Genomic DNA, 23,971 nt, shown 5'->3' on the forward strand with positions numbered 1-23,971 from the left:
TCGTCTACGGACCGGTGACTGACGACCCATGTGGTCCCATGAGGCCACTGCCGGTGGGCCAACCGCGCATCGCCACCCCGATGACCGCGATCGAGCGACTCAAGGATGCGCCCCCGCGCGGCACGTGGGTCAGCTGGGCGGTCACCATCGGCATCACCCTGTTCGCGTTGGGGCTGCGGCTCTGGCACCTCGACTTTCCGCGCAAGCTCGTCTTCGACGAGACGTACTACCCCAAGGACGCGTGGGCGCTGCTGAACTTCGGCTTCGAGCACGACTTCGTGCCCGAGGCCAACGACAAGATCGCCAACGGTGACCTGGTCGACCTGTTCGTCAAGACCTGTGGACGCCCCAATGCTGTCGACGATGTCTGCTCGGCGTATGTGGTGCACCCACCACTCGGCAAGTGGCTGATCGCGTCGGGCGAATGGCTGTTCGGCATGAACTCGTGGGGCTGGCGCGTGCCCTCGGCGATCTTCGGGGCCCTGATGATCTTCCTGGTCATCCGACTGGCGCGCCGGCTCGGGCGCTCGACGCTGGTCGGCGCGATCGCCGGCATCCTGCTCTGCTTCGACGGGCTGCAGTTCGTGATGAGCCGCACCGGCCTGCTCGACATCTTCCAGGCGACATTCCTGGTGGCGGCGGTCGCTGCGATCGCCGCCGACCGTGACTGGTTCCGCAACCGGCTGGGCAGACATCTCGAGAAGGTCGGGCAACCCGACCTGGACGGCACGTTCGGGCCCGCGCTGTGGTGGCGCCCGTGGCGGGTGGTCTCGGGCGTCATGTTCGGCTGCGCCCTGGCGGTGAAGTGGAACTCGATCTATGCGCTGGCCGCGATTGGCCTGCTCACGGTGTTCTGGGACGTGTCTGCCAGGCGGCTGGCGGGTGCCCGCGCCGGGGCGTGGTGGGCGCTGCTGCGCGATGGCATCCCGGCGTTCATGTCGATGGTGGTGCTGGCCGTGCCGGTCTACCTGGCCAGCTGGATCGGTTGGTTCGCCACCGACGGTGGCTGGAACCGGCAGTGGGCGGCCCAGGAGGCCAACCAGGGTTCGGCATTGGCCGGCCTGCCGAACTGGCTGGGGTCGTGGCTCGACTACCACCGGTCGATGTATGAGTTCCACACCGGCGACTTCATCAACAACGCCACCCATGTCTACGAGGCCCACCCGGCTGGTTGGCTGGTGATGGCCCGGCCGATCGGCATCGATGCGCAGAACGGCATCGAACCGGGCACCCAGGGCTGCGAGGCCGTCAACGACACCTGCCTGCGGGTGATCTCGGGCCTGGGCACGCCGTTCCTGTGGTGGTTCGCGCTGGCCGCCCTGATCGCCGGGGTCATCTATTGGCTGGCCGGACGCGACTGGCGCTTCGGGTTGCCGATCGTGGCGGCCATGGCGATGTACCTGCCGTGGTTCCAGTACACCGAGCGTCCGCTGTTCTTCTTCTATGCGGTCTGCATCATCCCGTTCACGGTGGTGGTGCTGGCGCTGGTGCTGGGCAAGTTGCTGGGCGCACCCACCGACAAGGACCGCAGGCGCAATTCGTGGATCGTCTCGTCGGTGGTCGGCATCGTGGCGCTGAACTTCGCGTTCTTCTGGCCGATCTACACCGACGGCCTGCTGACCAGGCGGCAGTGGTTGATGCGGATGTGGTTCGGCAGCTGGATCTAGCCGACGAGCAGCAGCCAGAGCGCCAAACCCGACAGGATCGCACCCAGCGCCAGCACGCCCCAGCCGACCGATTCGGGCAGCCGGGCATAGCTGTCCATGAACTTCTTGAACCCCGAGCGGCGGTCGGGCGCAGCCACGGCCGCCTGCACGTACGGTGCGTGCGGCGCCTGCGCGTAGGGCCCGGGGACGGGCTGGAAGTTCGCCGGCGGCATGGGCCGGGCCATCGAGCCGGTCGGGTTGCGCCCGCTCACCGGCGAGTTCTGGAACTGCTGCCCGTCGCCGCCACCCCAGCCCGGGGCCGGGGTGTGCTGCTGCGTCCCTGCCGGTGCCTGCATGGGAAACTGCTGGCCCGACGGCAGGGACGTCACCGACGAACCAGTCGGGATCACGCCGGGACGAGGACCCAGTCCGCCAATGGCAGCTGCCGGGTTGCCCAGGCTGATCGGGCCGTCCGGTCCCCAGCCCTGTGGGAAGTCCGGGATGCGGTCGGGCACGACAATCGGACGATCACCCGCTCGCGGCACCGGGGTGGCCAGCAGCGCCTCACGCGCCGAGCGGGCCGTCTGGTAACGCTTGGTCTCTTCGTCGAAGAGCTTGGCGATGAATCGTCCGAGCGGCACGTCACGCGCCGCGGCCGGGATCTCGGGGATCCCATCCGCCGGCGGACGTCGTCCGGTGAGCATCTCGAGCAGCACGACGCCCACGGCATACAGGTCTTGCTGCGGCGTCGGGTCGGCGCCGTACTGCGCCTCGGGCGACATGTAGCCCGGGGTGCCGATCACCTCGGTCGCGCGGGTCATGCGCGGGTCGCCGATGGGCGCGGCGATGCCGAAGTCAGACAGGTAGGTGTAGGGGTCGGGGTTGGCCGTCCTGCTCGGTTCCATGAGCACGTTGGCCGGCTTGATGTCGCGGTGCACCAGGCCCCGGTCGTGCACCGCCTCGAGCGAGGTGAGCAACTGGTCAATGATCTGCACGGCCCACATCGGCGGCAGCGCGCCCTGTTCCTTGATCACCTGCGCCAGCGAGCCACCCCGGATCAGCGGCATGGTGAACATCACCTTGTCGTCCTCGCCGACCCAGCCCAGGGGTGTGATCACATGCGGGTGCTCGACCCGCCAGCTGGTCTCGCGCATGAAGCGCAGCAGCGAATCGGAATGCGACTGCTTCAGCACCTTGCCCGCGCGGTATTCGGACGACTTCGGGTCCCAGACACGCCAGATGACGCCGCCTCCCCCACTGGCCAGCGGGTCGACGAGCTCATAGCGCCCTGCGAAAACTTCACCCATGTCGGGGACCATCTTGCCAGCAGCGCGTGCCACAGGGCTGGTTCGGCTGATTCGCGACGGCTGGTGGCCGGACGCTGTGTCTAGACTCAGGTCATGCGCGCACCCCGTCTGTCGACCAAGGCCCTGGCCGCGGCCGTGGTGGCGATGATGCTGACAGCAACCGGCTGCAGCGGTGCTGCGCCCAGCCAGCCCGACGCCGTTGGCCCGCGCGTGCAGGGCACCAGCATTTCCACGGGCGCGCCCGTGCTCTCGTCCGGTGACGCGTGGGACGAACTCGGCGCCGAAGGCACTGACGCCGGGGTGCGCACCTATGTCATCGAGCGAGAACCGGGTGAGGATGTCGTCGCTGCTGTGAATGTTCCGGTGCCGGCCGGCACCGCCAAGGACGGCTTCGAACTGCAGCTCGAGGACACCGCCGGCAACCGCTGTGACAGCGGCAGGGCGACGCTGTATTCGGTGATGAGCGCGGCGCTGCTGTCGGCGCAGGTGGCCTCGACGGCCGGCTCCGACACGTGCCTCGAGGCGCAGCGACTGGTGTTGACCCTGCGACGCAGCGATGGCGGCAGCGAGACCCTGACGGCACGGCTGCGACTCACCAAGGTTGCCGGTGTCGAGAAGAAGGACTGGCCGACGACCGAGGCCGAGGCTCCCACGGTGAACGTGGGTGAGAGTTCGGTGGGCACACCCGGGGCATGGTTGTCCGATGCCGGGAACCTGACCTCGGGGCGCACCGTCAGTGGTGAGATCGGCAGCGGCGGCACCCAGACCTACGGCATCCCCGTGCAGTGGGGTCAGGGGCTGGTCGTGAAGCTGGTGTTGCCCAGGCCGTCGCCAAGCGTCGAACAGCAGTTGGCCGAGACCAAGGTGACCGCGGGCATCACGCTGGTCGGCCCGACGGGCGCGGCCAGCAGCTTCCAGCAGGTGTTTCGATCAAGCGGCACGGGCGGTGCCGACCTCACCCTCGACCCGGTGCAGTATGCCCAGGACCGCTGGGCGGGCCAGTACACGGTGGTGGTCACGATGGCCACTGACAAGGAGACAACAGCTGTGATCCCCTACCAGCTCATCGCGCAGACCTATGGCAACGTCGACCCTGCACTGGGCCCGAACGTGCCGATGGAGGTGGTCGCGACGTCAACCACCCCCCTGCCCGAACCCGTGCTGTGGACGATGCTGGTGGTGGGCGTGCTGTTGATCATCGCGGGCATGGCGCAGGTGACCATGCACCGGCAGCTGCCGAACTGATGGGGTGATGATGATGGTGGACGACGTGCGCACGGTCAGCGCGGGGCTGGTGGTCGCGGCTGCGGCCGAAGAGGTGTTCGCGGTGGTGGCAGACCCGGCGAAACATCCGCTGATGGATGGCAATGGCAACACCTCGCAGGTGCAGGGTGATGGTGGTGTCATTGCAGCGGCAGGTGGGTCGTTCCTGATGCTGAACAGCAATGGCAAGGTGCGCGAGAACCGGGTGGTGGAATTCGACGCCGGTCGACTGGTGGCCTGGATGCCCTGCCCCGTCGGTGGTGAGCCGTTCGGGTTCTTGTGGCGCTGGGAATGCGACCCGCTGGCTGCCGGGGCCGATGGGCTGGCGCAGACCCGGGTGACGCACACGTATTCGTGGGCGGCGCTGACCGATGAGTCGCTGTTCGACGAGGCCAGGACGATCGGTGAGGCGAACCTGATGGCGTCGCTGCAGCGGGTGAAGGCGCTGGTCGAGGGCTGAGGGGTGGAATTGCCCCTGAATGCAACAGTTGCCCTAGCGCCGGCGCTAGGGCAACTGTTGCATTCAGGGGCAATGTGAGCATGGGCCGCCGCTGGAAGGCTCAGCTGGCGCCGGCACCATCCGGCCGGCGCAGCAGTTTGCGACCGACCAGCCCAATGGCCAGCACCACGACACCAGTCACCAGCACCGTCCAGGTCAGCGTCGCGACCAGCGCCAGGCACAACACCAGCCCGAGCACCTGCAGCCACTTCGGAAAGCGCCGCCCCTGCGTCTGCTTCAGCGCCGCCAGGTTCGCCACCGTGTAATAGAGCAGCACCCCGAAGCTCGAGAAGCTGATCACGTCACGCAGCCCGCCGAACAGCACGAGCACGCACACCACCACCGCCAGGATGATCTCGGCCCGGTGCGGCACCTTGTACTTCGGGTGGGTCACGGCCAGCCAGGCCGGCAGGTCGCGCTCGCGCGCCATCGCCATGCTCGTCCGACCGATGCCCGTCATCAGGTTCAGCATCGCGCCCAGACATGCCAACGCCGCCGCAGCAGCGACGAACCAGACCAGCACACCGGACGAGTCCATGGCGCGGGCGGCGTCATGCAGCGGCCGCGAGCTGTGGGCCAGGGTCTCGACACCCAGCCGGTCAATCAAGGTCAGCGCCACGACCACATAGATCACCAGCGCAATGCCCAGTGCCCCGATGATCGCCCTGGGAATCGTGCGGGCCGGATCGGTGACCTCTTCGCCCATGGTGGCGATGCGTGCATAGCCCGCGAACGCGAAGAACAGCAGCCCGGCGGCCTGGAAGATGCCGAGCGCCCCGGCGTCCAGTTCGAACGAGGGCAGGTGGTGCGTGCCACCGGCGGCCAGGTTGGTGATCGTCCACGCGACCAGCACCGTCAGGACGATCGCGACGATCACCCGGGTGGCACGGGCGGTGCGCGTGACGCCGCGGTAGTTGATGGCGGCCAGCGCGACCACCGCGGCCACGGCCAGCGCCCGCTGCAGCCACCGGTCATCGGTCAGGTACGCCGAGAACGTCAGCGCCATCGCCGCCACCGAGGCCGTCTTGCCAATGACGAAGCACCAGCCCGCGGCGAAGCCCCACCACTCCCCAAGTTCGGCGCGTCCATAGGCATACGAACCGCCCGCCACCGGGTAGACCGCGGCCAGCTGCGCCGACGACGTCGCATTGCAGAAAGCCACGATCGCCGCAAGCAGCAGGGCGACCAACAGCCCCGAGCCGGCCGCGGCCGCCGCCGGGGCGAACACGGCGAAAACTCCGGCGCCGACCATGGAACCCACCCCAATGGTGATGGCATCGGTCAGGCCCAGGCGGCGCTCCAGCGCAGAAGAGGTCACGGCCGCGACGCTAGCGGGCCCGGGTTGCCAACAGGTGAACTGGCCCACCTCCACCCCATTTGTTACCGTTGAATCCAGAACCACCCATCTGACCGGCGTGGTTCGCGGACGAGGGAGCAGTACCCGCACAGGACAAGACTGACTCGAAGGAGTTGCTTGTCATGGCGTGGATTGTGCTCGTGTTGTCCGGATGCCTGGAGGCCGTGTGGGCCTCGGCACTGGCCGCCTCCCAGGGGTTCACACGCTGGCGCCCCACCGTGCTGTTCGTCGTCGCCCTCGTGGCGAGCATGGCGGGCCTCGCCTGGGCGATGACCTCACTGCCCACTGGCACCGCGTATGCGGTCTGGGTCGGCATCGGTGCAAGTCTCACCGTCATCTGGGGCATCGTCTCGGGCGCCGAGAAGGCGTCGTGGGCCAAGGTGGCGCTGCTGGTGCTGCTCGTCGGTTCCGTCGTCGGCCTGAAGGTGGTGTCCTGACATGGCATGGATCATCCTGCTGGCCAGCGCCGTCATGGAGGCGGTTTGGGCCACGGCGCTGGGCCAATCGAACGGCTTCCGCGAGCCCGGGCCGACCGCCGTGTTCTTCGTCGCCGCGGTGGCCTCGATGCTGGGGCTGGGCTGGGCGGTGAAGAAGATCCCGATCGGCACGGCCTATGCGGTCTGGACTGGCACCGGCGGCGCGCTGACCGTCATCTGGGCCATGGCCACCGGTGCCGAATCGGCCTCGGTCTGGAAGATCGTGTTCATCACCGGCATCATCGCGGCGGTCGTCGGCCTGAAACTGGTTGAGGACCCCGAGGCTTGACCCAGGTCAAGGAGTTCGGTCGCCGATCTTCCTACGGTGGAGTCATCACCCAGCCCACAAGGGCAGGGACCTCACCGAAAGGGACATGACATGACCACCACGAACCCCACCCACACCACCCTGCGCGCCGAGGGCTTCTCATGCCCCTCGTGCGTCGCCAAGATCGAAAAGGCCGTCACCCGCATGCCCGGCGTCAGCGCCGCCAAGGTGCACTTCGCCTCAGGTCGCATCGAGGTCGACCACGACCCGGCCGCCACCTCGGTCGATGACCTGGTGGCCGCCGTCGCCAAAGAGGGCTACCCCTCGAAGCCTGCGGCTTTCTGACGATCATGACCAGAATGCACACGTGGTTGCACGGCCGCTGGGGCATCCCAGCGGTCTCGGGTGCGGCGATCGTCGTCTCGCTCGCCCTCACCCACCTGTTGAAGGCCCCGCTGTGGGGTGACCTGTTCATGATCGCCGCGGCGGTCGTGGCCGGCACCCCCGTCGTGGTCAAGGCGGTCCGCGCGCTGCGCAATCGCGTGATCGGCATCGACCTGCTTGTCTCGGTCGCGGCCATCGGCGCGGTGCTCGTCCGCAACTACTGGGAGGCGGCTGCCGTCACCTTTTTGTTCGCGATCGGTCACGCGCTCGAGCAGGCGACGTTGAACAAGACCCGCTCGGCCCTGGCCGAACTGGTCGCCGTCGCCCCCGAGGTCGCCATCGTGCTGCGCGATGGCCAGCAGGTCGAGGTGCCCGCTTCCGCCGTCACCCCCGGCGAGACCGTCCTGGTCAAGAACGGCGCCAAGGTGCCCGTCGACGGCGAGGTCATCGCCGGCGCGGGCGCCCTGGACGAAGCCTCGATCACCGGCGAGTCGATACCGGTCGAGAAGTCGGCGGGCGACACCGTCTTTGCCGGCACGATCTCGACGGGCGGCCTGCTGCAGGTGCGCGCCGACGGGGTCGGTGCCGACACGACGTTGGCCCGCATCATCCACCGCGTCGAAGAAGCCCAGGACGCCAAGGCCCGCACCCAGACCTTCATGGAGAAGTTCTCGGCCTGGTACACGCCCGGCATCATGGTGCTCGCGCTGGTCGTGGGCCTGGCGACCCGCGATGTGGTGCTGGCCCTCACGTTGCTCGTGATCGGCTGCCCCGGTGCGCTGGTCATCTCGATCCCGGTCTCGATCGTGGCCGGCATCGGACGAGGCGCGCGTGACGGCATCCTCATCAAGGGCGGTGAGTTCCTCGAGACCTCGGCGAAGATCGACGTCGTCGCGCTCGACAAGACCGGCACCCTCACCGAGGGACGACCTGAGCTGACCGATGTGGTCCCCCTCGACGAGGGCCTGACGGCGAACGACCTGCTGCAGCTGGCGGCCCGCGCCGAGGCCGGGTCTGAACACCCCCTGGCCCGTCCGATCATCGCTGCCGCCGTGGCCCGCGGGCTCGACGTCACGGGACTGCCCGAGCACACCGAACCCGTGCCCGGCAAGGGCATCATTGCCACGCTCGACGGGCACAGCATTGCCGTCGGCAACCTGGCGCTGATGTCGTCCGGCGACGCCACCGACCGCGCCGCGACGCTCATCAACGAACTCGCCGCCCGCGGCCGCACACCCATGGCGGTCTCACGCGACGGCCGGGTGGTGGGTGTGGTGGCGGTGGCGGACCGCATCCGCGACAACGCGGCCGAGATGGTGCGCCGGCTGCATGCGGTCGGTGTGAAGAAGGTCGTCATGCTCACGGGCGACATCGCACCGGTGGCCAACGCCGTCGGCGATGCGGTGGGGGTCGACGAGGTGCGGGCAGCGCTGCTGCCCGAACAGAAGCTCGAGGCGGTGCAAGAGCTGCAGCGCCAGGGGCACACGGTGGCCATGGTCGGTGACGGCGTCAACGACGCCCCCGCACTCGCGACCGCCGACATCGGCGTGGCCATGGGCGCCGCCGGCACCGGTGTGGCGATCGAGACTGCCGACATCGCCCTCATGGCCGATGACCTGCTCAAGCTGCCGCAGGCGATCTCGCTGGCCAGGCGCACGGTGAACAACATGCGCCAGAACATCACCGTGGCTCTGGTGACGGTGGCGGCACTGCTGGCCGGGGTGTTGTTCGGCGGCGTCACGATGGCGATCGGCATGCTGGTGCACGAGGCCTCGGTGCTGGTGGTGATCGTCAACGCCATGCGGCTGCTGCGCCGCACGCCTGCCGGGTCAGCCCGCCGCCGACAACTCGAGCAGCGCGTCGATGTCGAGCAGCGTGATGCTGCGGCCGGCGCCGACCTCGATGACGCCCGAGCCCTGCAGTCGTCGTAGCTGGCGGCTCAGCGTTTCGGGGGTGGTGTCGAGCAGCGAGGCGACGTCCTTCTTCGCCAGCGGCAACTCGACGACCGTGCCTGATGCGCCCCGCTTCACCGGCAGCGACAACAGGTAGTCGGCCAGACGCGAACCGACATCGCCCGACAGCAGGGACGCCAACCGTCCCTCTGTCTGGGCGAGTCGTTCGCTGACGCTCTGCAGCATCCTGAAGCCGATCGACGGGTAGGTGCTGACCAGCCGGTCCAGGTCGGAATGGCGGAACACGCACATGCTGCCCGACTCGAGCGCAGCGGCGAAATGGTCAGGCGATGCGCCGGTCAGGAACGCCGATTCGCCGAAGAAGTCGCCGGGGCCGAGCACCCGCAGCACCTGCTCGCGACCTTCGGCGTCGATGCGTGAGATCTTGAGCTTGCCGGTGTGCACGACCATCAGCTGGGCCTGCGACGAGCCGGCCGCATAGACCTGTTCACCCTTGGCCAGCGCCGTCGGATGCGCAACGTGGGCGACCTCGAGCTGGTCGTCGCGGCTCAGGCCCTGGAACAGCGGCACGCGTGCCACGCACAGGTCGTCCATGGTCATGAGTTTTCGAGGCGGTCGAGTTCGGCGTCGAGTCGGCGGGTGCGGTCCTCGGCGCGTTGCAGCAGCACCCGGAACCCGACGATGAGGGTCACGAACCCGAAGCCCAACGGCACCATCCACCAAGGGCCCCAGCCCGAGGGCTGCCAGATCGCGATGGCAAGGGTCGCGACCATGAAGCAGGCCAGCAGGCTCACCAGCACGGTCGCGGTCTTCTTCACACCGCGATCCTACTCAGCCGACCACCACCACCGTGTAGCCACCCGGCTGTTGCTGCCGCTCGCCAGGAGCCCCACGAATTGGGCCCGGCAATGGGTCAATGCGAAGAGTTAGCTGAGGCGGTATTCCTCGTCGGTGACATGCTCGAGCCAGGTGGTGGTCGCGGCGGGGTCGTCCGCGTTCTCGTGCATGGCCAGGTGCACCATGAACCGGTCGGGAGCCGCGCCGTGCCAGTGTTCCTGACCCGGCGGGATGTAGACGGTCTGGCCGGTCTGCACCTCGAAAACCTGGCCGCCGCGAAACTGCATCCAGGCCACGCCGGTGGTGACGTGCAGGGTCTGGCCGCGGTCATGGGAATGCCAGGCAGTGCGCGCACCGGGGGCGAAGCGGACGTTGAGCACGTTCATGCGCTGGTCGCCCTCTTGTGGGGTGGCGATGGGGTCGAGCCAGACGTCGCCGGTGAAGTAGTCCGGCGGGTTTTTCACAGTAGGTGTGGGGTCGACGATCTTCATGGGCTCAGGCTATGCCGGTTGTGGCGTCCCGGTCAGGGTTCGGGCACGAGGACGGCGCTGAGCTCGCCCACTCGCAACGCACGTGACGAGCCGACGGTCACCGGAATCGTGCCGGACTGGCCCAGCACGGCCCAGGTGACCTGCCAGGATTCGACCGCACGCAGGCGGTAGGAGCCCGGTGTCGACGGCTCCTGGTAGACGTGGCCGCACGTCGGTGAGTGCATCTCGGGGGTCACTGCGGGCCTCCACTGGGTGGTGGTCGCACAGCTGAGCACCGTGCCATCGCCCATGCCGATCCGGGTCATGACGCGGCGGGCCGTCAGGGCCACGATGTGGCCGCGCACGCTCGCGGAGGCCTGGAACTGCGCCTCGCCCGGCGTGGAGATCCACAGCGGGTAGCCGACGAACGCCGACTTCCAGCGGTTGCGGGACGGGTCGGGGCCGATCTGGATCTCAGGGTTGGGGATGTGCAGCCGGGCCACGGCCTCGGCGCCGAGCACAGCTGGGTTGGGTGGCGGATTCGGCGGCAGGTTCCAGTTGGTCGAGCTGGGGTCGAGGCACTGGCGCATGTAGGTGTTGCGCACCAGGATCGCGCCGTCGGTGGCCAGCGCGGCCTTGGACTGGGTATCGACGAACATGAAGCGACACCGGGCGGCCAGTTCGGCGTAATACCGCTGCAGGTCGGCGTCGAGTTCGGCAGCAGTCTTGCCATTGACCGTGTTGTGGCGGGTTGAGTCGGTGTCGGGGTTGTTGCCGGTGGTGTCCTTGAGCTTGAGGTGGGCGGTGATCTCGGCACCATCGTCGCGGTTGGTGGCCTTGGTACCCCAATAGGACGCTCCACCCTCGTCGTCCGCCCCCTCTGCCCGCGCATGTAGAGGGACGAGGGACAGCACGAGAACGGCCGCCAGCATCAATGCCATCAGGCGCATGAGTCCACCTCTTCGCTCACCCAGGTGAACATCTTGACCCTGCCGTCAGAGTCGCGTTTGTAGTAGGAGGTGTGCTGGATCAGGACTCCCTTGAACTGCTCCCCCGCACGCTCAAAGGTGACTCCTCGCCCGTCACGACATGAGTTCAGGGCAATGAGTGAACCATCGCGCTCGAGGGACACCGCTCGGACGCCGTATTGCTTGGCCTGTCCGGACTTGTGTTTGACCTTCTCCTCCCAGGTGTTGCGCATCAAGCTCAATTCGAGGTCGAGCGCCCGGCCCATCATCACCCGCTTGAACTCGTCAGGCAGTGGCACCCCCACGGGCAATCCGCCTGAATGGCCCAAGCTCGACTCCAGATCAAAGCCCACTTCGAGGGCTTTCGTCGCCTCAGCCAGCAACGCCGCGTCCGCGGTCGGTGGCGGGCTGCTGCTCACGCTCGGGGTGCTCCGGCTCGGCGTCGACGACGTCGTCTGCAGGATCGGTGACACCGTGGGGCCGGGGGTCTGTTCAGTGTCTGAGGGTTGACACGCGGCCAACAGCATGGCGGCCGCAGTCACAGCCGCGACGAGGGCAGTTCGGTTCACGCGGTTATCCTTACCGCTGAGGGGGCCACACCAGGGCGCCGCCAACCACTCTGTGGATAACTCCCGCCCCCGTCCCCGGCTACTTGCCGCTGAACACCGGGAACGCGCTGTGCTCGCCGTAGTCCTTGGCGTCGAGGTGTTCGAGCGCGGCCATGTCCTCGTCCGAGATCACGAAGTCGAGCTCGAGGTTGCTGCGCATGTGCTCGGGATTGGTCGTCTTCGGCAGCGGCTGGGTGCCCAGCTGCAGCGTGTAGCGCAGCGACAGCTGCGGCACGCTCACCCCGTAACGCTGCGCCATCGCCACCAGCTGCGGGTTGCCCAGAATTTCCCCATGGGCGATCGGCGAGTATGCCTGCACGAGGATGTCCTTGTCGCGGCAGTATTCGATCAGGTCGGACGGGGTATTGCCCACGTGCACCAGCAGCTGGTTCACCTGCGGTGCCACGGTGGACGACTCCAGGATGTTCTCGATGTCGGCCTGTTCGAAGTTCGAGACGCCGATGGCCCGCGCCTTGCCAGCCTTGTAGGCATCCTCGAGCGCACGCCACGCCTCGCGGTTGCCCTCGGCGTAGTCACCACCGCGGAAGTCGGCCCACGGCTGCGGGCTGTGGATCAGGAACAGGTCGACGTGGTCGAGCCCGAGCTTCGCCAGCGACTCATCAATCGCCGCGGTGGCCTCATTGTAGTCCTTGATCTCGGCGGCCAGCTTGGTCGAGACGAACAGGTCGTCGCGTGCCACGCCGCTGGTGCGCACGCCCTCACCGACGCCGCGCTCGTTGCCGTAGGCCTGGGCAGTGTCGATGTTGCGGTAGCCGGCGGCGATGGCCTCGCGCACCAGCCCGGCGGCTGCCTCGTCCTCGATGAACCAGGTGCCGAACCCGACCTGCGGAATCGTCACGCCGTTCGAGAGTGTGTAGGTCTGTGTCATGTGGGGTGGTCCCTTCGATGTCTCGTCACGATCCAGCATGTACCCGCTCTCACCCCTGCAAAAGAGGACGACTACATCCCGGGATGACGTGGTCCCTCCTCAGCGCCGGCGGCGCCCGCGCGGGCGGCGCAGCCCCTCACGCATGCCCAACGCGCGGTCAATCCGGTGCTGGATGACCGGTGCCAGTTCAGCCACGACCTGCTCGCGCGGCATCGAGGCCAGCGGCTCGAGCCCGACCACGTAACGCATCGTCACCATGCCCAGCAGTTGTGCCATGGCCAGTTCGACCTGCACCGCCGCATGCCTGCTGCGACCCACTCGTGAGGCCACGTGCTCGTGCAGCGCCTCGTGGATGTAGCCGCGGAACCGCTGCGATGTCGCTGCATCCGTGACCAGTGCGCGCATCATCGAGGCCATCGTCTCGCCCGTCGACGGGTCGTCGTAGAGCTCAAGGGCATGCCGGACGATGCGCTCCCCCGCATGCCCGGGGTCGGGCAGCAGCAGGTCGAGGAATTCCACGGCCGGGTCGACAGGCAGGTCGAAGCAGGCCCGGAACAACTGCTGTTTCGAGCCGAAGTAGTAGCGGATCATCGCCGGGTCGCACTCTGCCAGCCCGGCGATCTGGCGCACCGTCACCGATGCGTAGCCCTCGGCGCTGAATGCCCGGTGCGCTGCTGCCCGAATGCGTTCGCGGACCTCACCGCGTGGGCCGCGTGGGCCGCGGACGTTGGCGGCGGCCATTTCCACACCCGTTTCCCCACCGGCTGCGCCATGGACGTCGTCCGGACTGTGCGGCACCTGCATTGCCCCAGTCTAATTTCTACAGCGTGGAAATCGCCAGCGCCCTTCCGTAGCATCCGGGCCATGCCCACACGTGTCTTCTCGGACGCAGAGCGCGGCAACGTGCTGTTCACCGACTTCGACGTCGACTCCTATTCCCGCAATGCGCGTGGTCGCATCGGCGTCGACGGTGACGCGGTCGCCGCAGCGGCCCCCGACGACATCACCGCCGCCGACCTGGCGTTCCTGTGGCGCCTCGACACTGCGGGGCTGTCCGAGACCCGTGCCATGCTCGCTGCCTGGACCGGCAACGAGGCCCGCATCACGGCCTTCATCGCGACCTGGGCCTATGAGCGCATGTGGCTCGCGCAGGCCGTCAAGGACGTGCTCGACTCCGCGGGGGTGCCGACCGAACCCCGTGACCACGACCATCTGGCAGCCAGGCTGCGCGGGGTCTGGGTCGAGCGCCTCATGCCCCTGACGGTGCCGCCGGTCGCGACCACCATCGGCGAGGCGTTCACGGCCGGGCACATGATTCGGATGGCGCTGCAAGAGGCGAGCCTGCAGGCCGCCTATGCCGAACTGGCACCACGACTCGAGGGCGAGGCACGCCGCGTCGTCGAGTTGATCGTCGAGCGCCGCCAGACCTTCGTCGACTTCTACCATCGCGAGGCATCCGCCCGGATTGCCCGCTCACCCCGGGAACGGACGATGGCCCGGCTGGCGCTGGTCGGCTGGCAGCCGCTGCGCATCGTCGGCGTGCCCGACCCGGACGAGCCGCGCGCCCTGGCGAACATTTTGTTGACCGACGCCGCCAGGCAGCGGCTTGACGATGCCCAGCGCCCCACCCTCGATCTGCTGCGGGGCATCGGCCTCGTCCCCGGCACCGATCGCGACGGCGGGCCCGCGCCCGCCCCCACCCGAGGCCTGCGACTGTGGAGGAAGCACAATGGCCTTTGACCTGCAGAACTTCGCCGAGACATCCGAGGCGGTCCAGTTCAGCGACCTGGACTTCGACGAATTCGACCGCCAACCCCTCGACGCCGACACCCTGCGCGTGCTGCGCTACATGTGCGACGTCGAGTACCACACCTCGTGCTACCTGCGTGACCTGCTGGTCACCCGTTCGCACCGCAAGGACGACGTCAACGGGTTCATGACCACCTGGAACCGCGAGGAGTTCTGGCACGGTGAGGCCCTGGCCGCGGTGCTGAAGAGGCACGACATCACGGTCGACTATGACGAACTGAAGGCCAAGCGGGTCAAGCTCGGCTGGAGCGAGGCCCTCGGGTCGAGCAAGCAGTCGGCGCTGTCGAACCTGGTCGGCGACGATTTCATCGCCGTGCACATGACCTGGGGGGCCGCGAACGAGCTGTCGGCGGTGGCGGCCTATCGCCGGCTCGCCGAGATGATGGACCACCCCACGCTGTCGCCCCTGCTCAAGCGCATCGCCCAGCAGGAGACCCGCCACGTCGCGTTCTACACCACGCAGGCGCGAGCCGCGCTGGAACGCTCGCCCAAGGCGCAGAAGCTGGTGCGCACGATCACGACGGCGGCGTGGCGCCCCGTCGGCTCGAGCATCATGGGCGAAGAAGAGGTGCGCTACGTGATGGGCTACCTGTTCACCGGGCAGGGTGAGGCTCTCGACAAGCTCGACCAGTCGGTCTCGCGCATGCCCGGTCTCGAGGGTGTGCAGATCTTCCGGACGGCGTTCACGAAGCTGGGCGTGGCGATCTGACCCATTCGTGGTGACCCTGCACCGGTCTGGCGTTTACTGGGGGCTGCCCCACCTCGTCGATGGTGTGCCCGCTGCAGGCACTCGTGGTGACGCTGGCCCGTTCGATGTTCGACACGGCGAACCACCGCATCGCATCGCGCAGGCGGCACCACCCGATCAGGTACCACCTGCCGCTCGTGCAGGCGAACAGCACCGGCTCGACGTCACGGGTGGTCGTGGTGCCGACCCGGGAGGTGTAGCGGAGGCGAACCACCCGCTGCTCGGCCATCGCCTGCTCGAGCGCGGACCTGACGGCGCGCGAGGGGGAAGGTGGCGCATCGACCCAGACCCGGTGGCCCAGTTCTTCGGCCCGCGACCGGGTCCTGGGATCGAGGACATCCATGATTTTCCGGATGCCGGCCGCAGCCAGGTCGGAATAGGGGGCGTCAGGTGCAGCAGACACGGCTGCCAACAATGCGACGGCCTGCGCCGGGGACAGGGTGACGGGCGGCAGCGACGCGCCCTTGGCAAGCCCGTACCCACCGCCCGGGCCGGGGCGGGACCAGATCGGGGCGCCGGAGTTCTCGAGCGCTGCGAGGTCCCGCTTGACGGTTCGCACGGACACCTCGAATTCGCGCGCCAACCGTTCTGCCGAGATGCCTCGGGTGCCGCTGCGTCGCAACACCTCGGACAGGGCGTGCAGGCGTTCGGCGCGCTTCACTGGTCAACCCTCGACGCATTCATGCCATAAATGGTGACATGCCGCTGTCCATCCGGACTGGGAACCTCGTCACATGACAACTTCTATGAGCAGCCCGACCGTCGTCCTTGTCGCCGGCCACTGGCTGGGGGCTTGGGCGTGGGACGAAACCCTGGACCACCTCACCACCGACCACACCCGGGCAGTCGCCCTGACCCTGCCCGGTCTCGACGGGGACGATGCACACCGCACGGCGAAGACCCTCGACGACCAGGCGGCAGCGATCCTGGATGCCATCGACGAGCAGGGCGACCAACCCGTGGTTCTCGTCGCGCACAGCGGCGCCAATGCCCCCGCCAGCCTCGTCCTCGACCGGCACCCCGAGCTGGTCTCACGAGTCGTCTGGGTTGATTCCGGCCCCGTGGCGGCTGGCAGCGTGTTCGCCGCCGACCTGGCGGATGAGGTCGACGAACTGCCCCTGCCGCCGTTCGACGACCTGGGTCAGCAGGCGAGCCTCGAGGGCCTGGACGACGAGGCGCTCGACCGATTCCGGCAGCAGGCCGTGCCGCAGCCGGCTGCAGTGCTCCGGCAGCCCGTTGAGCTGGTGAACGACGCCCGCCACGGTGTGCCGACGACGCTCGTGTGCTGCTCGATCCCGGGTGAGCAGGTGCTGGGGCTGGCGCAGGCTGGTCACCCTATGTTTGCCGAGGTCGCGAAGCTCGAAGACGTCGAGGTCATCGACCTGCCCACGGGGCACTGGCCCATGTGGAGCCGGCCGCGTGACCTCGCGGAGGTCGTCCGGGCGGCGGCGACTGCCTGAGCGCTGCGGCTCTACACCCTGCGGCCGCCCGGGGCGGTGTAGGCGTCACCGGGGCGATGGGCGACCTGCCACACCCCGCCCTCGCGTCCTTTCCCAGCAGCGTGCATCGACCGGAGCATCAGGGCCCTTTTCCGGCCGTTTTGGCCCGGTCGATGCACGCTGCTGTGGCATGGGCGGCTTCAGGGGCCAGCCCATGTCACATCTGCCCCCGCCTATCCGTCGTATGGGCATGGATGACGTGATCGTGATCGGAGCCGGCTATGCCGGGCTCATGGCTGCCAACCGCCTCGCCCCGCACGCGCGGGTGCGGCTGGTTGACCCGCGGACGACAACCGTCGACCGCATCCGCCTGCACCAGCTGACCGCCGGCACCCGCGCTGTGACGCGCACCGCCAGACCACTCGGACGCGCGCTCGACCGGCGCGTCGTCCACACCCGGGCCAGAGCCACCCGCATCGAACCGGGGGTCGTGCACCTGGCTGACGGCGGTCAGGTGCGCGCCGGGCACATCCTGCTCGCCCATGGACGAGCAGCCGCGCGGCCGGGGTCGATGGACACCCTCGAAGGGGCGCTCGACCTGCGCGGCCGTCTCGAATCCGCCGCCCCCGGAACGACCGTCGCGGTCGTCGGCGCGGGGCTGACCGGGCTCGAGTTGGCGACTGAACTGGCCGAGTCCCGGCCGCAGTTGCGGGTGCGGCTGGTCGCGCGCGAGCCGGTGGGCGGTGGCCTGCTGCCTGCGGCTGCCGCGCACGTGCGCCGGGTGCTCGACGGGCTGGGTGTCCAGGTGGTTGATGGGCCGATGGGTTCTGACATCGTGGTCGACCAGACCGGCCTGCGTCCCGAACCCCTCGGCGAGGCGAGTGGTCTCGCGCTGGATGCGACCGGGCGCATTCGCACCGACCGCTACCTGCGGGTGCTCGGCGCCGACGGCGACCCGGTGCCCGGCGTGTTTGGTGCCGGCGATGCCATCGCAGTGGATGGCCTGCCGTGGCTGCGCGAGGGCTGCGCCTCGGCGACGCCGCTGGGCGCGAGTGCGGCCGACCGCATCCGGGCGGAGCTGTCGGGGCGGGCGTTGAGGCTGGTGAATGTGGGCTTCCTGTTCCGCTGCATCAGCCTTGGACGACGTGAGGCGGTGGTGCAGTTCGTCGGGCGCGACGACCGGCTCGCGAACTGGTGGCTGGGCGGCCGGGCAGCCGTGCTGATGAAAGAGGCGATCAGCACCTATGCGGGGCTGGCGCCGTTCACGATGGGGCGCATGTACTTCTGGCCGGGTGCTCCGCGGGGTACGGTGACCGCATGAGCCTCGCCGAGCACCGCGGCCTGGCCGTGCGGCTCGCCTATGACATCACCGGCTCATGGTCCGACGCCGAAGAGATCGCCCAGGAGGCGATGCTGCGGGTGCTGCAGACCGAGGCGGTGCGGGACGAGCGCGCCCTGCTGGCCCGTGCCACGACAAACCTCGCCATCGACAGGCAACGCCGTGCACGTGTCGACTACATCGGGGCGTGGTTGCCGGAACCGATCTCGACCGGCCCCGGCGCCGATGACGCGGTCGCCGATGCCGAAGAGGTCGAGATCGCGCTGATGGTGGCCCTCGATTCGCTCTCTGCCCTTGAGCGGGCGGCGCTGCTGCTGCACGATGTCTTCGACTTCTCGTTCGACGAGGTCGCGGACATGCTGGGCCGCTCGAACTCGGCGGTGCGCCAGGCGGCGAGCCGGGCCAGGTCTGCTGCGGCGGCGCGGCGTCCACGGTTCGACCACACCGACGCGGACGCACGCGTGCTGGTCGAGAGGTTCGCGGCGGCCGCGGTGCAGGGTGACGTGGACGGGTTGGTGGCGCTGCTGGCCGCGGACGTCACCCTGGTCACCGATGGCGGCGGCAAGGTCAGCTCGGCCCGGCGGCCGGTGGTCGGCGCTGACAAGGTGGCACGGTTCCTGGCCGGGCTGTCGAAGCAGTTCGAGGGACGCGTGGGGGTGGTTCCGCTGGAACTCAACCGGGCCACGGCGTTGGCGGTGTTGCTGGACGGCGAACTCGACCAGGTGCACTGGGCGGGCGTGGAGTCGGGACGGATCGTGGCGCTGCGGATCGTCAGGAACCCGGACAAGTTGGCGGCGGCGCGGGTGGCGCTGGCGGCGGTGGGGTGATCAGGTCTGCAGGACGCAGAACAGGTTCCCCTCGGTGTCGCTGAGCACCACGAAGTCGGCGCCTTCTGGATAGGTCCACTCGACGCGGCTGGCGCCGAGGGCAATGAGCCGTTCGACCTCGTCGTCCATTGTCGAGGTGGTCAGCGGCAGCAGGTCGAGGTGGGTGCGGTCGTCGGCGTCGAGGTGCAGTTCGGGGCCGTCCCCGTGGGACGGGACGAGGAAGTCGGGGTTGTGCGGGTTGGGTGCGTAGTCCAGCGCGGCTGCCCAGAAGGACGCGGCGCGGGTGGGGTTGCGGGCGTTCAGGACCACGGAGCCGATGCGGAGTGCCATGGTCCATTGTGGGGCGGGTTGACCCCTACTCCACGCCTCGGCTCTCCCAAGCTCCGAAGGTTTCACCCTCAGCAGAGATCCACGCCGCACGACCATTGCATGATCTTCCGAGCGCGATCGCCCCAGCCGTGGAAGGCGAGCTGAAAACGGTGTCCCGAGTCAGTCGACCTACACCCTCCTCAACACGGATGGTGCCGTTGGCAACGAGCTTCTCGTGCAGGGCCTGGTACGACGCGTAGGCCCTCGCCGTGCTAGGGGAATACCGCATGCTCTGCCGCACACTCGCGACGACCTTCGAATCCGTCAGCATGATGAACTCTCCGTCAACCTGTTGCGCACGGGCGTCGACCCCGAGCTTCGTCTGGGTCAGCAGGAACACCGGCGACATCTGATCCGCCGCCACTCGCAGGGGGCCAGGGACCTGGTCCCGGACACGGATGGCATTGACGCCCAACACGGGCAAAATGACGTGCAGCTGGTCAACGAAGTAGTCCATATCAGAGCGGTCCGCTTCGGGGAGCGGCGCTCGTGGGGGCTGCGTACCATTCTCGAGTTCGACACGCGAAGCCTTGGCGGCCAGCTCTATGAGGCGCGATTCCAAGTACCGGATATGCCCCTTCGTCAGGTTCTCGTCGGTCGAAGTGATCACGACCATCCGATCCCAAAACGTCTTGTTGCGCTGATGACTGCGCAAGCGGTCGGCCACGTCCTCAGCCTCACCGATGTAGCAGCGGACGCCCCCGACCGCACCCTCATCATCGCCGAGCAGCAAGTACACGCCTGGGCGCTGGGCCTCGGGGCGTCCAAGTAGGTCCCCCAGGTCCGAACGACGACCTGACAGGACGTGCCCCGTCCAGTTCATGATCTGTGCCGTCGTCAGCCCTCCAGGAGATCCGTCCACCAGGAATAGGCGAAGCTGCTTGCCGCTCATCATGGTCACCTACCGACGCGAGGGCGGTCCGGGCTGCTGAGGGTAATGCTTCGTTTCTGGTCGCCAGCCCACCCCGTCCCACCAACACAGTGCTCGAGAATCTGTGGGATCGACGTACCACCCCGCCGGGCGCGCAGGGGGCTCAACACGAAGTGGCTGTCCAGGCGGCGGGGACGCAACGTGCACAGCTTCTGCGGTCTGTCCACGATGCTGAGCCATCGGATGACCGCAACCCTTGCACGTCTTTCGCACCAAGGCGGTGACGCCCAACGTCATGACGTCCGCCGTCCTTCGCATGGTTGCGCCACCGATTCCGGTGAGAGCGCTGCCGGTGCAGAGCGTGCAGTCACGACACGCGAATCCTTTGCCCATGACAGGTGATGGTATCCGCCGTACCTCCGCGCCAATCACGCACCCGCTTGTTCGACCGTCCCGCAACGAGAGAACAGATCATTCGGGCGAAACCGCGCATCCGCGAATCCGACTTCGCTCGAATCACCCTTCAGCAACTCCTCGCGATGGCTCCGGCTCGTGGATCACCCAAGCGGCCGAAGCTCCCACCCCCCCACGGACCCAATGCAGCCCCTCGACGGCCGCACGCTAGGTTTGCCCTACCCGCCGCACCAAAGGAGAACCGTGGCCCCTCAAGGTTTCGCTGACAAGGTCGCCTTCGTCTGGCGCGTCGCCGACAAGCTCCGGGGCACCTTCAAGCAGCACGAGTACGGCTCGGTCATGCTCCCCCTGCTCGTCCTGCGGCGCATGGACGCCGTGCTCGCCGCTACCAAACAGGCTGTCGTGCGCGAGGCGGCCAAGGTCAAGGACATCAACGAGGGCTACGACATGCTCTTGAAGTCCATCAGCGGGCAGCGGTTCTACAACACCTCGCCGCTCACCCTCGAGACGATGCTGCACGACGACAAGCACCTCCAGGAGCAGCTCGCCAGCTACATCCGCCACCTCTCCCCCGACGCCTACCGCGTCATGGAGGCCTACAAGCTCGACGACAAGCTCGTCCGCATGGAGCGCGCCGGCATTCTCTACGGCGTCCTGTCCGACTTCGCCGACCTCGACCTGCGCCCCGATGCCGTCAGCAATGAAGCCATGGGCTACATCTTCGAAGAACTGCTCCGCAAGTTCTCTGAAATGAGCAACGAAACCGCTGGTGAGCACTACACGCCCCGCGAAGTGATCTCGCTCATGGTCGACCTGTTGCTCACCGGACGCGCCAATGCCGAACTCGCCGAGAACCCCATCCCGGTCCGCACCGTCTACGACCCCGCCGCCGGCACCGGAGGCATGCTCATGGGCGCCATGACCCAGATCAAGCACCGCAACCCTGAGGCCAAGGTCGGCGTCTACGGCCAGGAACTCAACGACGAAACCTGGGCCATGGCGCAGTCCGACCTGATGATGCAGGACATCGCCCCTGAGCAGATGGCTAACGGCAACTCCCTGACCAACGACAAGTTCGCCGGTGAGAAGTTCGACTTCATCCTCGCGAACCCGCCCTATGGGGTCGACTGGAAGGCCTACGCCGCCCCCATCAAGGATGAGCACGCCAAGCTCGGCTTCGACGGCCGGTTCGGCGCCGGCCTGCCGCGCGTCTCGGACGGCTCACTGCTGTTCCTGCAGCACATGCTCTCGAAGATGAAGCCCAACGGGTCTCGTGTTGGCATCGTCCTGTCCGGCTCACCCCTGTTCTCCGGCCAGGCCGGGTCGGGCGAGTCCGAAATCCGCCGCTGGATCCTCGAGAACGACTGGCTCGAAGGCATCGTCGCCCTGCCCGACCAGATGTTCTACAACACCGGCATCTCGACCTACGTGTGGGTACTGACGAACAAGAAGAGCCCGGACGCCCGCGGCCTCGTGCGCCTGATCGACGGCAGGGAGTCCGGCACCAAGATGCGCAAATCGCTCGGTGACAAGCGCAAAGAACTGACGGACGACGCCATAGCCGAGCTCGTGCGACTCTACGGCGACGCCCTCGGCGAGGACAGGGATGAGGCGCGGGTGAAGGTACTCACGCGCGAAGAGTTCGGGTTCCAGCGAATCACGGTTGAGCGACCAACCATCGGCGAGGACGGGCAGGTGGCGCTGAAGGCGGGCAAGCCCGTCGCGGATTCAAGCCTGCGCGACCAGGAGAACGTGCCCCTGCCGGAGGGGTTCTTCGACCTCACCGAGACCCGGCGCACGAAGGTGCTCGTCGAGGCGGCGGAGAAGCACCTGGCCGAGGAGATCCACCCCTACGTGCCGGATGCCTGGATCGACCACAAGAAGACCAAGCTTGGGGTGGAGATCCCGTTCACCCGGCAGTTCTACGTGTATGAGCCGCCGCGTCCGGTGAAGGAGATCGCCGCGGAGATCAAGGAACTGGAAGGGCAGATCCAGGAGTGGATGGCGGGGTTGGGGCTGTGAAGACAGTTCCTCTGCACCAAGTCGCAGAGATCCGACTCGGTCGGCAGCGCTCGCCGGAACACTATGCGGGCAACCATGTAGTTCCCTACCTGCGCTCAGCCAACGTGGTGGACGGGGCGCTTGACCTCTCTGACGTCAATGAAATGAACTTCTCCCCGGAGGAGCAGTCGATCTTCGCGCTTCGACCCGGCGACGTTCTCATCACAGAAGGGAGCGGCAGTGCTGACAGCGTGGGGGCGTCGGCCGTCTGGCAAGGACAACTTGCAGGCGTTGTGTGCTTCCAGAACACCCTGCTCCGCCTACGCCCTCGAACCGATCGAACAGATGGCCGGTACCTCGCCTGGTGGGCGCGGCACAGCCACGGCTCTGGGCAGTTTTCGCACATCGCCAGCGGGGCCAATATTCGACACCTCGGCGCTGACAACCTGCGCCGTATGCGTGTCAGCTGGCCAGATGTCGAGGCGCAGCGGCGGATCGCTGACTTCCTCGACGACCGGGTAGCTCGGATCGACCGGATCATCGCCGCCCGCCGCCAGCAGGTCGAACTGGTCGACGACCCGGCTTCTCTTGCGGACCTGATCCTCACCCAGTCGGATTGGGAGCACACGAGTTCGCTCGGTAGGTTCATCGATTCGATCGAGCAGGGATGGAGCCCTCAGTGTGAATCTGTACCAGCAGGCACGGAAGAATGGGGCGTCCTGAAGGTGAGCGCCGTCAAAGCCGGCATGTTCCTGCCAGAGGAGAACAAACTTCTACCTCCTAATGAAGAACCTCGGCTTGAGTACGAGGTAAAGGCAGGAGACCTTCTTGTCACGCGCGCCAACACTCCAAGGCTAGTGGGCGCCTTCGCCGTCGCGCCCGAGGACGTCCGCCCGCGTCTCATCCTCTGCGACAAGATCATGCGCCTCGCCCTGGCGGGCGATGTGGAGCCAGGCTTCGTGGCACTGGTCGGGCAGTCCAAGCGCACACGCGATGCGCTCTCCATGGCAGGGACGGGCACGTCGCAATCCATGGTGAACATTCGTGGAGACGACATCCGTGGTCTGGCGGTCCCTCTACTGAGCCTCGCTACGCAGCAGGAACGCATGGAGGGATGGAAGCAACTGCGAGCCAGCACAGAGGAGGGAAAGGCGCTGCTCCAGCGCTCCATCGACCTCCTCACCGAGTACAAAACCTCGCTCATCACCGCCGCCGTCACCGGTGAACTCGACATCACCACCGCCAGCCGCCGAATACCGGGAGAATGAG

The 23,971-nt window shown here is 67.7% G+C and carries 26 protein-coding genes and 1 riboswitch; of the genes, 14 read left to right on the plus strand and 12 right to left on the minus strand.

Annotated elements, in window-relative coordinates; translation table 11 throughout:
* Positions 1–80: 80 nt before the first annotated feature.
* Positions 81–1,667, plus strand: a complete 1,587-nt coding sequence (locus ACQCX5_RS08070) for a dolichyl-phosphate-mannose--protein mannosyltransferase (RefSeq protein ID WP_434541894.1) — start codon at positions 81–83, stop codon at positions 1,665–1,667.
* Here ACQCX5_RS08070 and ACQCX5_RS08075 read toward each other — a convergent pair.
* Positions 1,664–2,953, minus strand: coding sequence for a serine/threonine protein kinase (locus tag ACQCX5_RS08075; RefSeq protein WP_434541516.1), 1,290 nt, complete (start codon positions 2,951–2,953; stop codon positions 1,664–1,666). The two genes, ACQCX5_RS08070 and ACQCX5_RS08075, sit on opposite strands and share 4 nt — an antisense overlap.
* 93 nt (positions 2,954–3,046) lie before the next feature.
* On the opposite strand from ACQCX5_RS08075, the gene ACQCX5_RS08080 reads away from it, so the two are divergent.
* On the plus strand, positions 3,047–4,198 hold the full coding sequence (locus ACQCX5_RS08080) for a hypothetical protein (protein ID WP_434541517.1): 1,152 nt from the start codon (positions 3,047–3,049) through the stop codon (positions 4,196–4,198).
* A gap of 10 nt (positions 4,199–4,208) precedes the next feature.
* The gene (locus ACQCX5_RS08085; protein WP_434541518.1) at positions 4,209–4,676 is read left to right on the plus strand and encodes an SRPBCC family protein; all 468 of its coding nucleotides are present in this window, start codon (positions 4,209–4,211) and stop codon (positions 4,674–4,676) included.
* Positions 4,677–4,776: 100 nt separating this feature from the next.
* Here ACQCX5_RS08085 and ACQCX5_RS08090 read toward each other — a convergent pair whose 3' ends face one another.
* Positions 4,777–6,033 carry an APC family permease gene (locus ACQCX5_RS08090; protein ID WP_434541519.1) on the minus strand — a complete coding sequence of 419 codons (1,257 nt, stop codon included), beginning with the start codon at positions 6,031–6,033 and terminating at the stop codon, positions 4,777–4,779.
* Positions 6,034–6,119: 86 nt separating this feature from the next.
* A riboswitch (guanidine-III (ykkC-III) riboswitch) is annotated at positions 6,120–6,181 on the plus strand.
* A 13-nt stretch (positions 6,182–6,194) separates the two neighbouring features.
* On the opposite strand from ACQCX5_RS08090, the gene ACQCX5_RS08095 reads away from it, so the two are divergent.
* The 4 genes from ACQCX5_RS08095 (at position 6,195) to ACQCX5_RS08110 (ending at position 9,131) form a co-directional block, all read left to right on the plus strand.
* Complete coding sequence (locus ACQCX5_RS08095; RefSeq protein ID WP_434541520.1) at positions 6,195–6,509, plus strand: DMT family transporter; 315 nt, start codon at positions 6,195–6,197, stop codon at positions 6,507–6,509.
* Between the two features lies 1 nt (position 6,510).
* Entirely contained in the window at positions 6,511–6,837 is a 327-nt protein-coding gene (locus tag ACQCX5_RS08100) for a DMT family transporter (RefSeq protein ID WP_434541521.1), read from the plus strand.
* Positions 6,838–6,927: 90 nt separating this feature from the next.
* Positions 6,928–7,161 (plus strand): heavy-metal-associated domain-containing protein, encoded by a 234-nt coding sequence (locus ACQCX5_RS08105; RefSeq protein ID WP_434541522.1) that lies wholly within the window; start codon positions 6,928–6,930, stop codon positions 7,159–7,161.
* Positions 7,162–7,166: 5 nt separating this feature from the next.
* Positions 7,167–9,131, plus strand: a complete 1,965-nt coding sequence (locus ACQCX5_RS08110; protein ID WP_434541523.1) for a heavy metal translocating P-type ATPase — start codon at positions 7,167–7,169, stop codon at positions 9,129–9,131.
* Here the strand turns inward: ACQCX5_RS08110 and ACQCX5_RS08115 are convergent.
* The 7 genes from ACQCX5_RS08115 to ACQCX5_RS08145 all read right to left on the minus strand — a co-directional run bounded on the left by ACQCX5_RS08115 (position 9,030) and on the right by ACQCX5_RS08145 (position 13,689).
* Positions 9,030–9,707 carry a Crp/Fnr family transcriptional regulator gene (locus ACQCX5_RS08115; RefSeq protein WP_434541524.1) on the minus strand — a complete coding sequence of 226 codons (678 nt, stop codon included), beginning with the start codon at positions 9,705–9,707 and terminating at the stop codon, positions 9,030–9,032. The genes ACQCX5_RS08110 and ACQCX5_RS08115 overlap by 102 nt on opposite strands.
* A gap of 2 nt (positions 9,708–9,709) precedes the next feature.
* Positions 9,710–9,931 carry a hypothetical protein gene (locus ACQCX5_RS08120; protein ID WP_434541525.1) on the minus strand — a complete coding sequence of 74 codons (222 nt, stop codon included), beginning with the start codon at positions 9,929–9,931 and terminating at the stop codon, positions 9,710–9,712.
* 108 nt (positions 9,932–10,039) lie between these two features.
* A complete protein-coding gene (locus tag ACQCX5_RS08125) occupies positions 10,040–10,441 on the minus strand; it encodes a (R)-mandelonitrile lyase (RefSeq protein WP_434541526.1) in 402 nt (133 codons plus the stop codon).
* Between the two features lie 32 nt (positions 10,442–10,473).
* On the minus strand, positions 10,474–11,370 hold the full coding sequence (locus ACQCX5_RS08130; RefSeq protein WP_434541527.1) for a hypothetical protein: 897 nt from the start codon (positions 11,368–11,370) through the stop codon (positions 10,474–10,476).
* Positions 11,361–11,957, minus strand: coding sequence for a hypothetical protein (locus tag ACQCX5_RS08135; RefSeq protein WP_434541528.1), 597 nt, complete (start codon positions 11,955–11,957; stop codon positions 11,361–11,363). Before ACQCX5_RS08135 ends, ACQCX5_RS08130 begins: the two co-directional genes overlap by 10 nt.
* Before the next feature lie 79 nt (positions 11,958–12,036).
* Positions 12,037–12,885 (minus strand): aldo/keto reductase, encoded by an 849-nt coding sequence (locus ACQCX5_RS08140; protein WP_434541529.1) that lies wholly within the window; start codon positions 12,883–12,885, stop codon positions 12,037–12,039.
* A 99-nt stretch (positions 12,886–12,984) separates the two neighbouring features.
* A complete protein-coding gene (locus ACQCX5_RS08145; protein ID WP_434541530.1) occupies positions 12,985–13,689 on the minus strand; it encodes a TetR family transcriptional regulator in 705 nt (234 codons plus the stop codon).
* 60 nt (positions 13,690–13,749) lie between these two features.
* On the opposite strand from ACQCX5_RS08145, the gene ACQCX5_RS08150 reads away from it, so the two are divergent.
* Both ACQCX5_RS08150 and ACQCX5_RS08155 read left to right on the plus strand, forming a co-directional pair.
* Positions 13,750–14,625 (plus strand): hypothetical protein, encoded by an 876-nt coding sequence (locus tag ACQCX5_RS08150; protein WP_434541531.1) that lies wholly within the window; start codon positions 13,750–13,752, stop codon positions 14,623–14,625.
* Positions 14,615–15,403, plus strand: a complete 789-nt coding sequence (locus ACQCX5_RS08155) for a ferritin-like domain-containing protein (RefSeq protein WP_434541532.1) — start codon at positions 14,615–14,617, stop codon at positions 15,401–15,403. Before ACQCX5_RS08150 ends, ACQCX5_RS08155 begins: the two co-directional genes overlap by 11 nt.
* Here the strand turns inward: ACQCX5_RS08155 and ACQCX5_RS08160 are convergent.
* Positions 15,378–16,103 (minus strand): helix-turn-helix transcriptional regulator, encoded by a 726-nt coding sequence (locus tag ACQCX5_RS08160; protein WP_434541533.1) that lies wholly within the window; start codon positions 16,101–16,103, stop codon positions 15,378–15,380. The genes ACQCX5_RS08155 and ACQCX5_RS08160 overlap by 26 nt on opposite strands.
* A 73-nt stretch (positions 16,104–16,176) precedes the next feature.
* Here ACQCX5_RS08160 and ACQCX5_RS08165 point away from each other — a divergent pair, with 73 nt between their 5' ends.
* From ACQCX5_RS08165 to ACQCX5_RS08175, 3 genes are all read left to right on the plus strand, one after another.
* On the plus strand, positions 16,177–16,902 hold the full coding sequence (locus ACQCX5_RS08165; RefSeq protein WP_434541534.1) for an alpha/beta fold hydrolase: 726 nt from the start codon (positions 16,177–16,179) through the stop codon (positions 16,900–16,902).
* Positions 16,903–17,095: 193 nt separating this feature from the next.
* Entirely contained in the window at positions 17,096–18,202 is a 1,107-nt protein-coding gene (locus tag ACQCX5_RS08170; RefSeq protein ID WP_434541535.1) for an NAD(P)/FAD-dependent oxidoreductase, read from the plus strand.
* A complete protein-coding gene (locus tag ACQCX5_RS08175) occupies positions 18,199–19,047 on the plus strand; it encodes a sigma-70 family RNA polymerase sigma factor (protein WP_434541536.1) in 849 nt (282 codons plus the stop codon). The genes ACQCX5_RS08170 and ACQCX5_RS08175 overlap by 4 nt, the downstream gene beginning before the upstream one ends.
* On the opposite strand, the gene ACQCX5_RS08180 is transcribed toward ACQCX5_RS08175, so the two are convergent.
* Positions 19,048–19,377 carry a VOC family protein gene (locus ACQCX5_RS08180; protein ID WP_434541537.1) on the minus strand — a complete coding sequence of 110 codons (330 nt, stop codon included), beginning with the start codon at positions 19,375–19,377 and terminating at the stop codon, positions 19,048–19,050.
* 25 nt (positions 19,378–19,402) lie between these two features.
* Positions 19,403–20,308: a GIY-YIG nuclease family protein gene (locus ACQCX5_RS08185; RefSeq protein WP_434541538.1), complete on the minus strand. Its 906-nt coding sequence runs from the start codon at positions 20,306–20,308 to the stop codon at positions 19,403–19,405.
* Between the two features lie 636 nt (positions 20,309–20,944).
* On the opposite strand from ACQCX5_RS08185, the gene ACQCX5_RS08190 reads away from it, so the two are divergent.
* Positions 20,945–22,723 carry a type I restriction-modification system subunit M gene (locus ACQCX5_RS08190; protein WP_434541539.1) on the plus strand — a complete coding sequence of 593 codons (1,779 nt, stop codon included), beginning with the start codon at positions 20,945–20,947 and terminating at the stop codon, positions 22,721–22,723.
* Entirely contained in the window at positions 22,720–23,970 is a 1,251-nt protein-coding gene (locus ACQCX5_RS08195; protein WP_434541540.1) for a restriction endonuclease subunit S, read from the plus strand. Before ACQCX5_RS08190 ends, ACQCX5_RS08195 begins: the two co-directional genes overlap by 4 nt.
* The last annotated feature ends 1 nt before the right edge of the window (position 23,971 follow it).

The organism is Aestuariimicrobium sp. G57, from assembly GCF_050110855.1.
Taxonomy (GTDB): Bacteria; Actinomycetota; Actinomycetes; order Propionibacteriales; family Propionibacteriaceae; genus Aestuariimicrobium.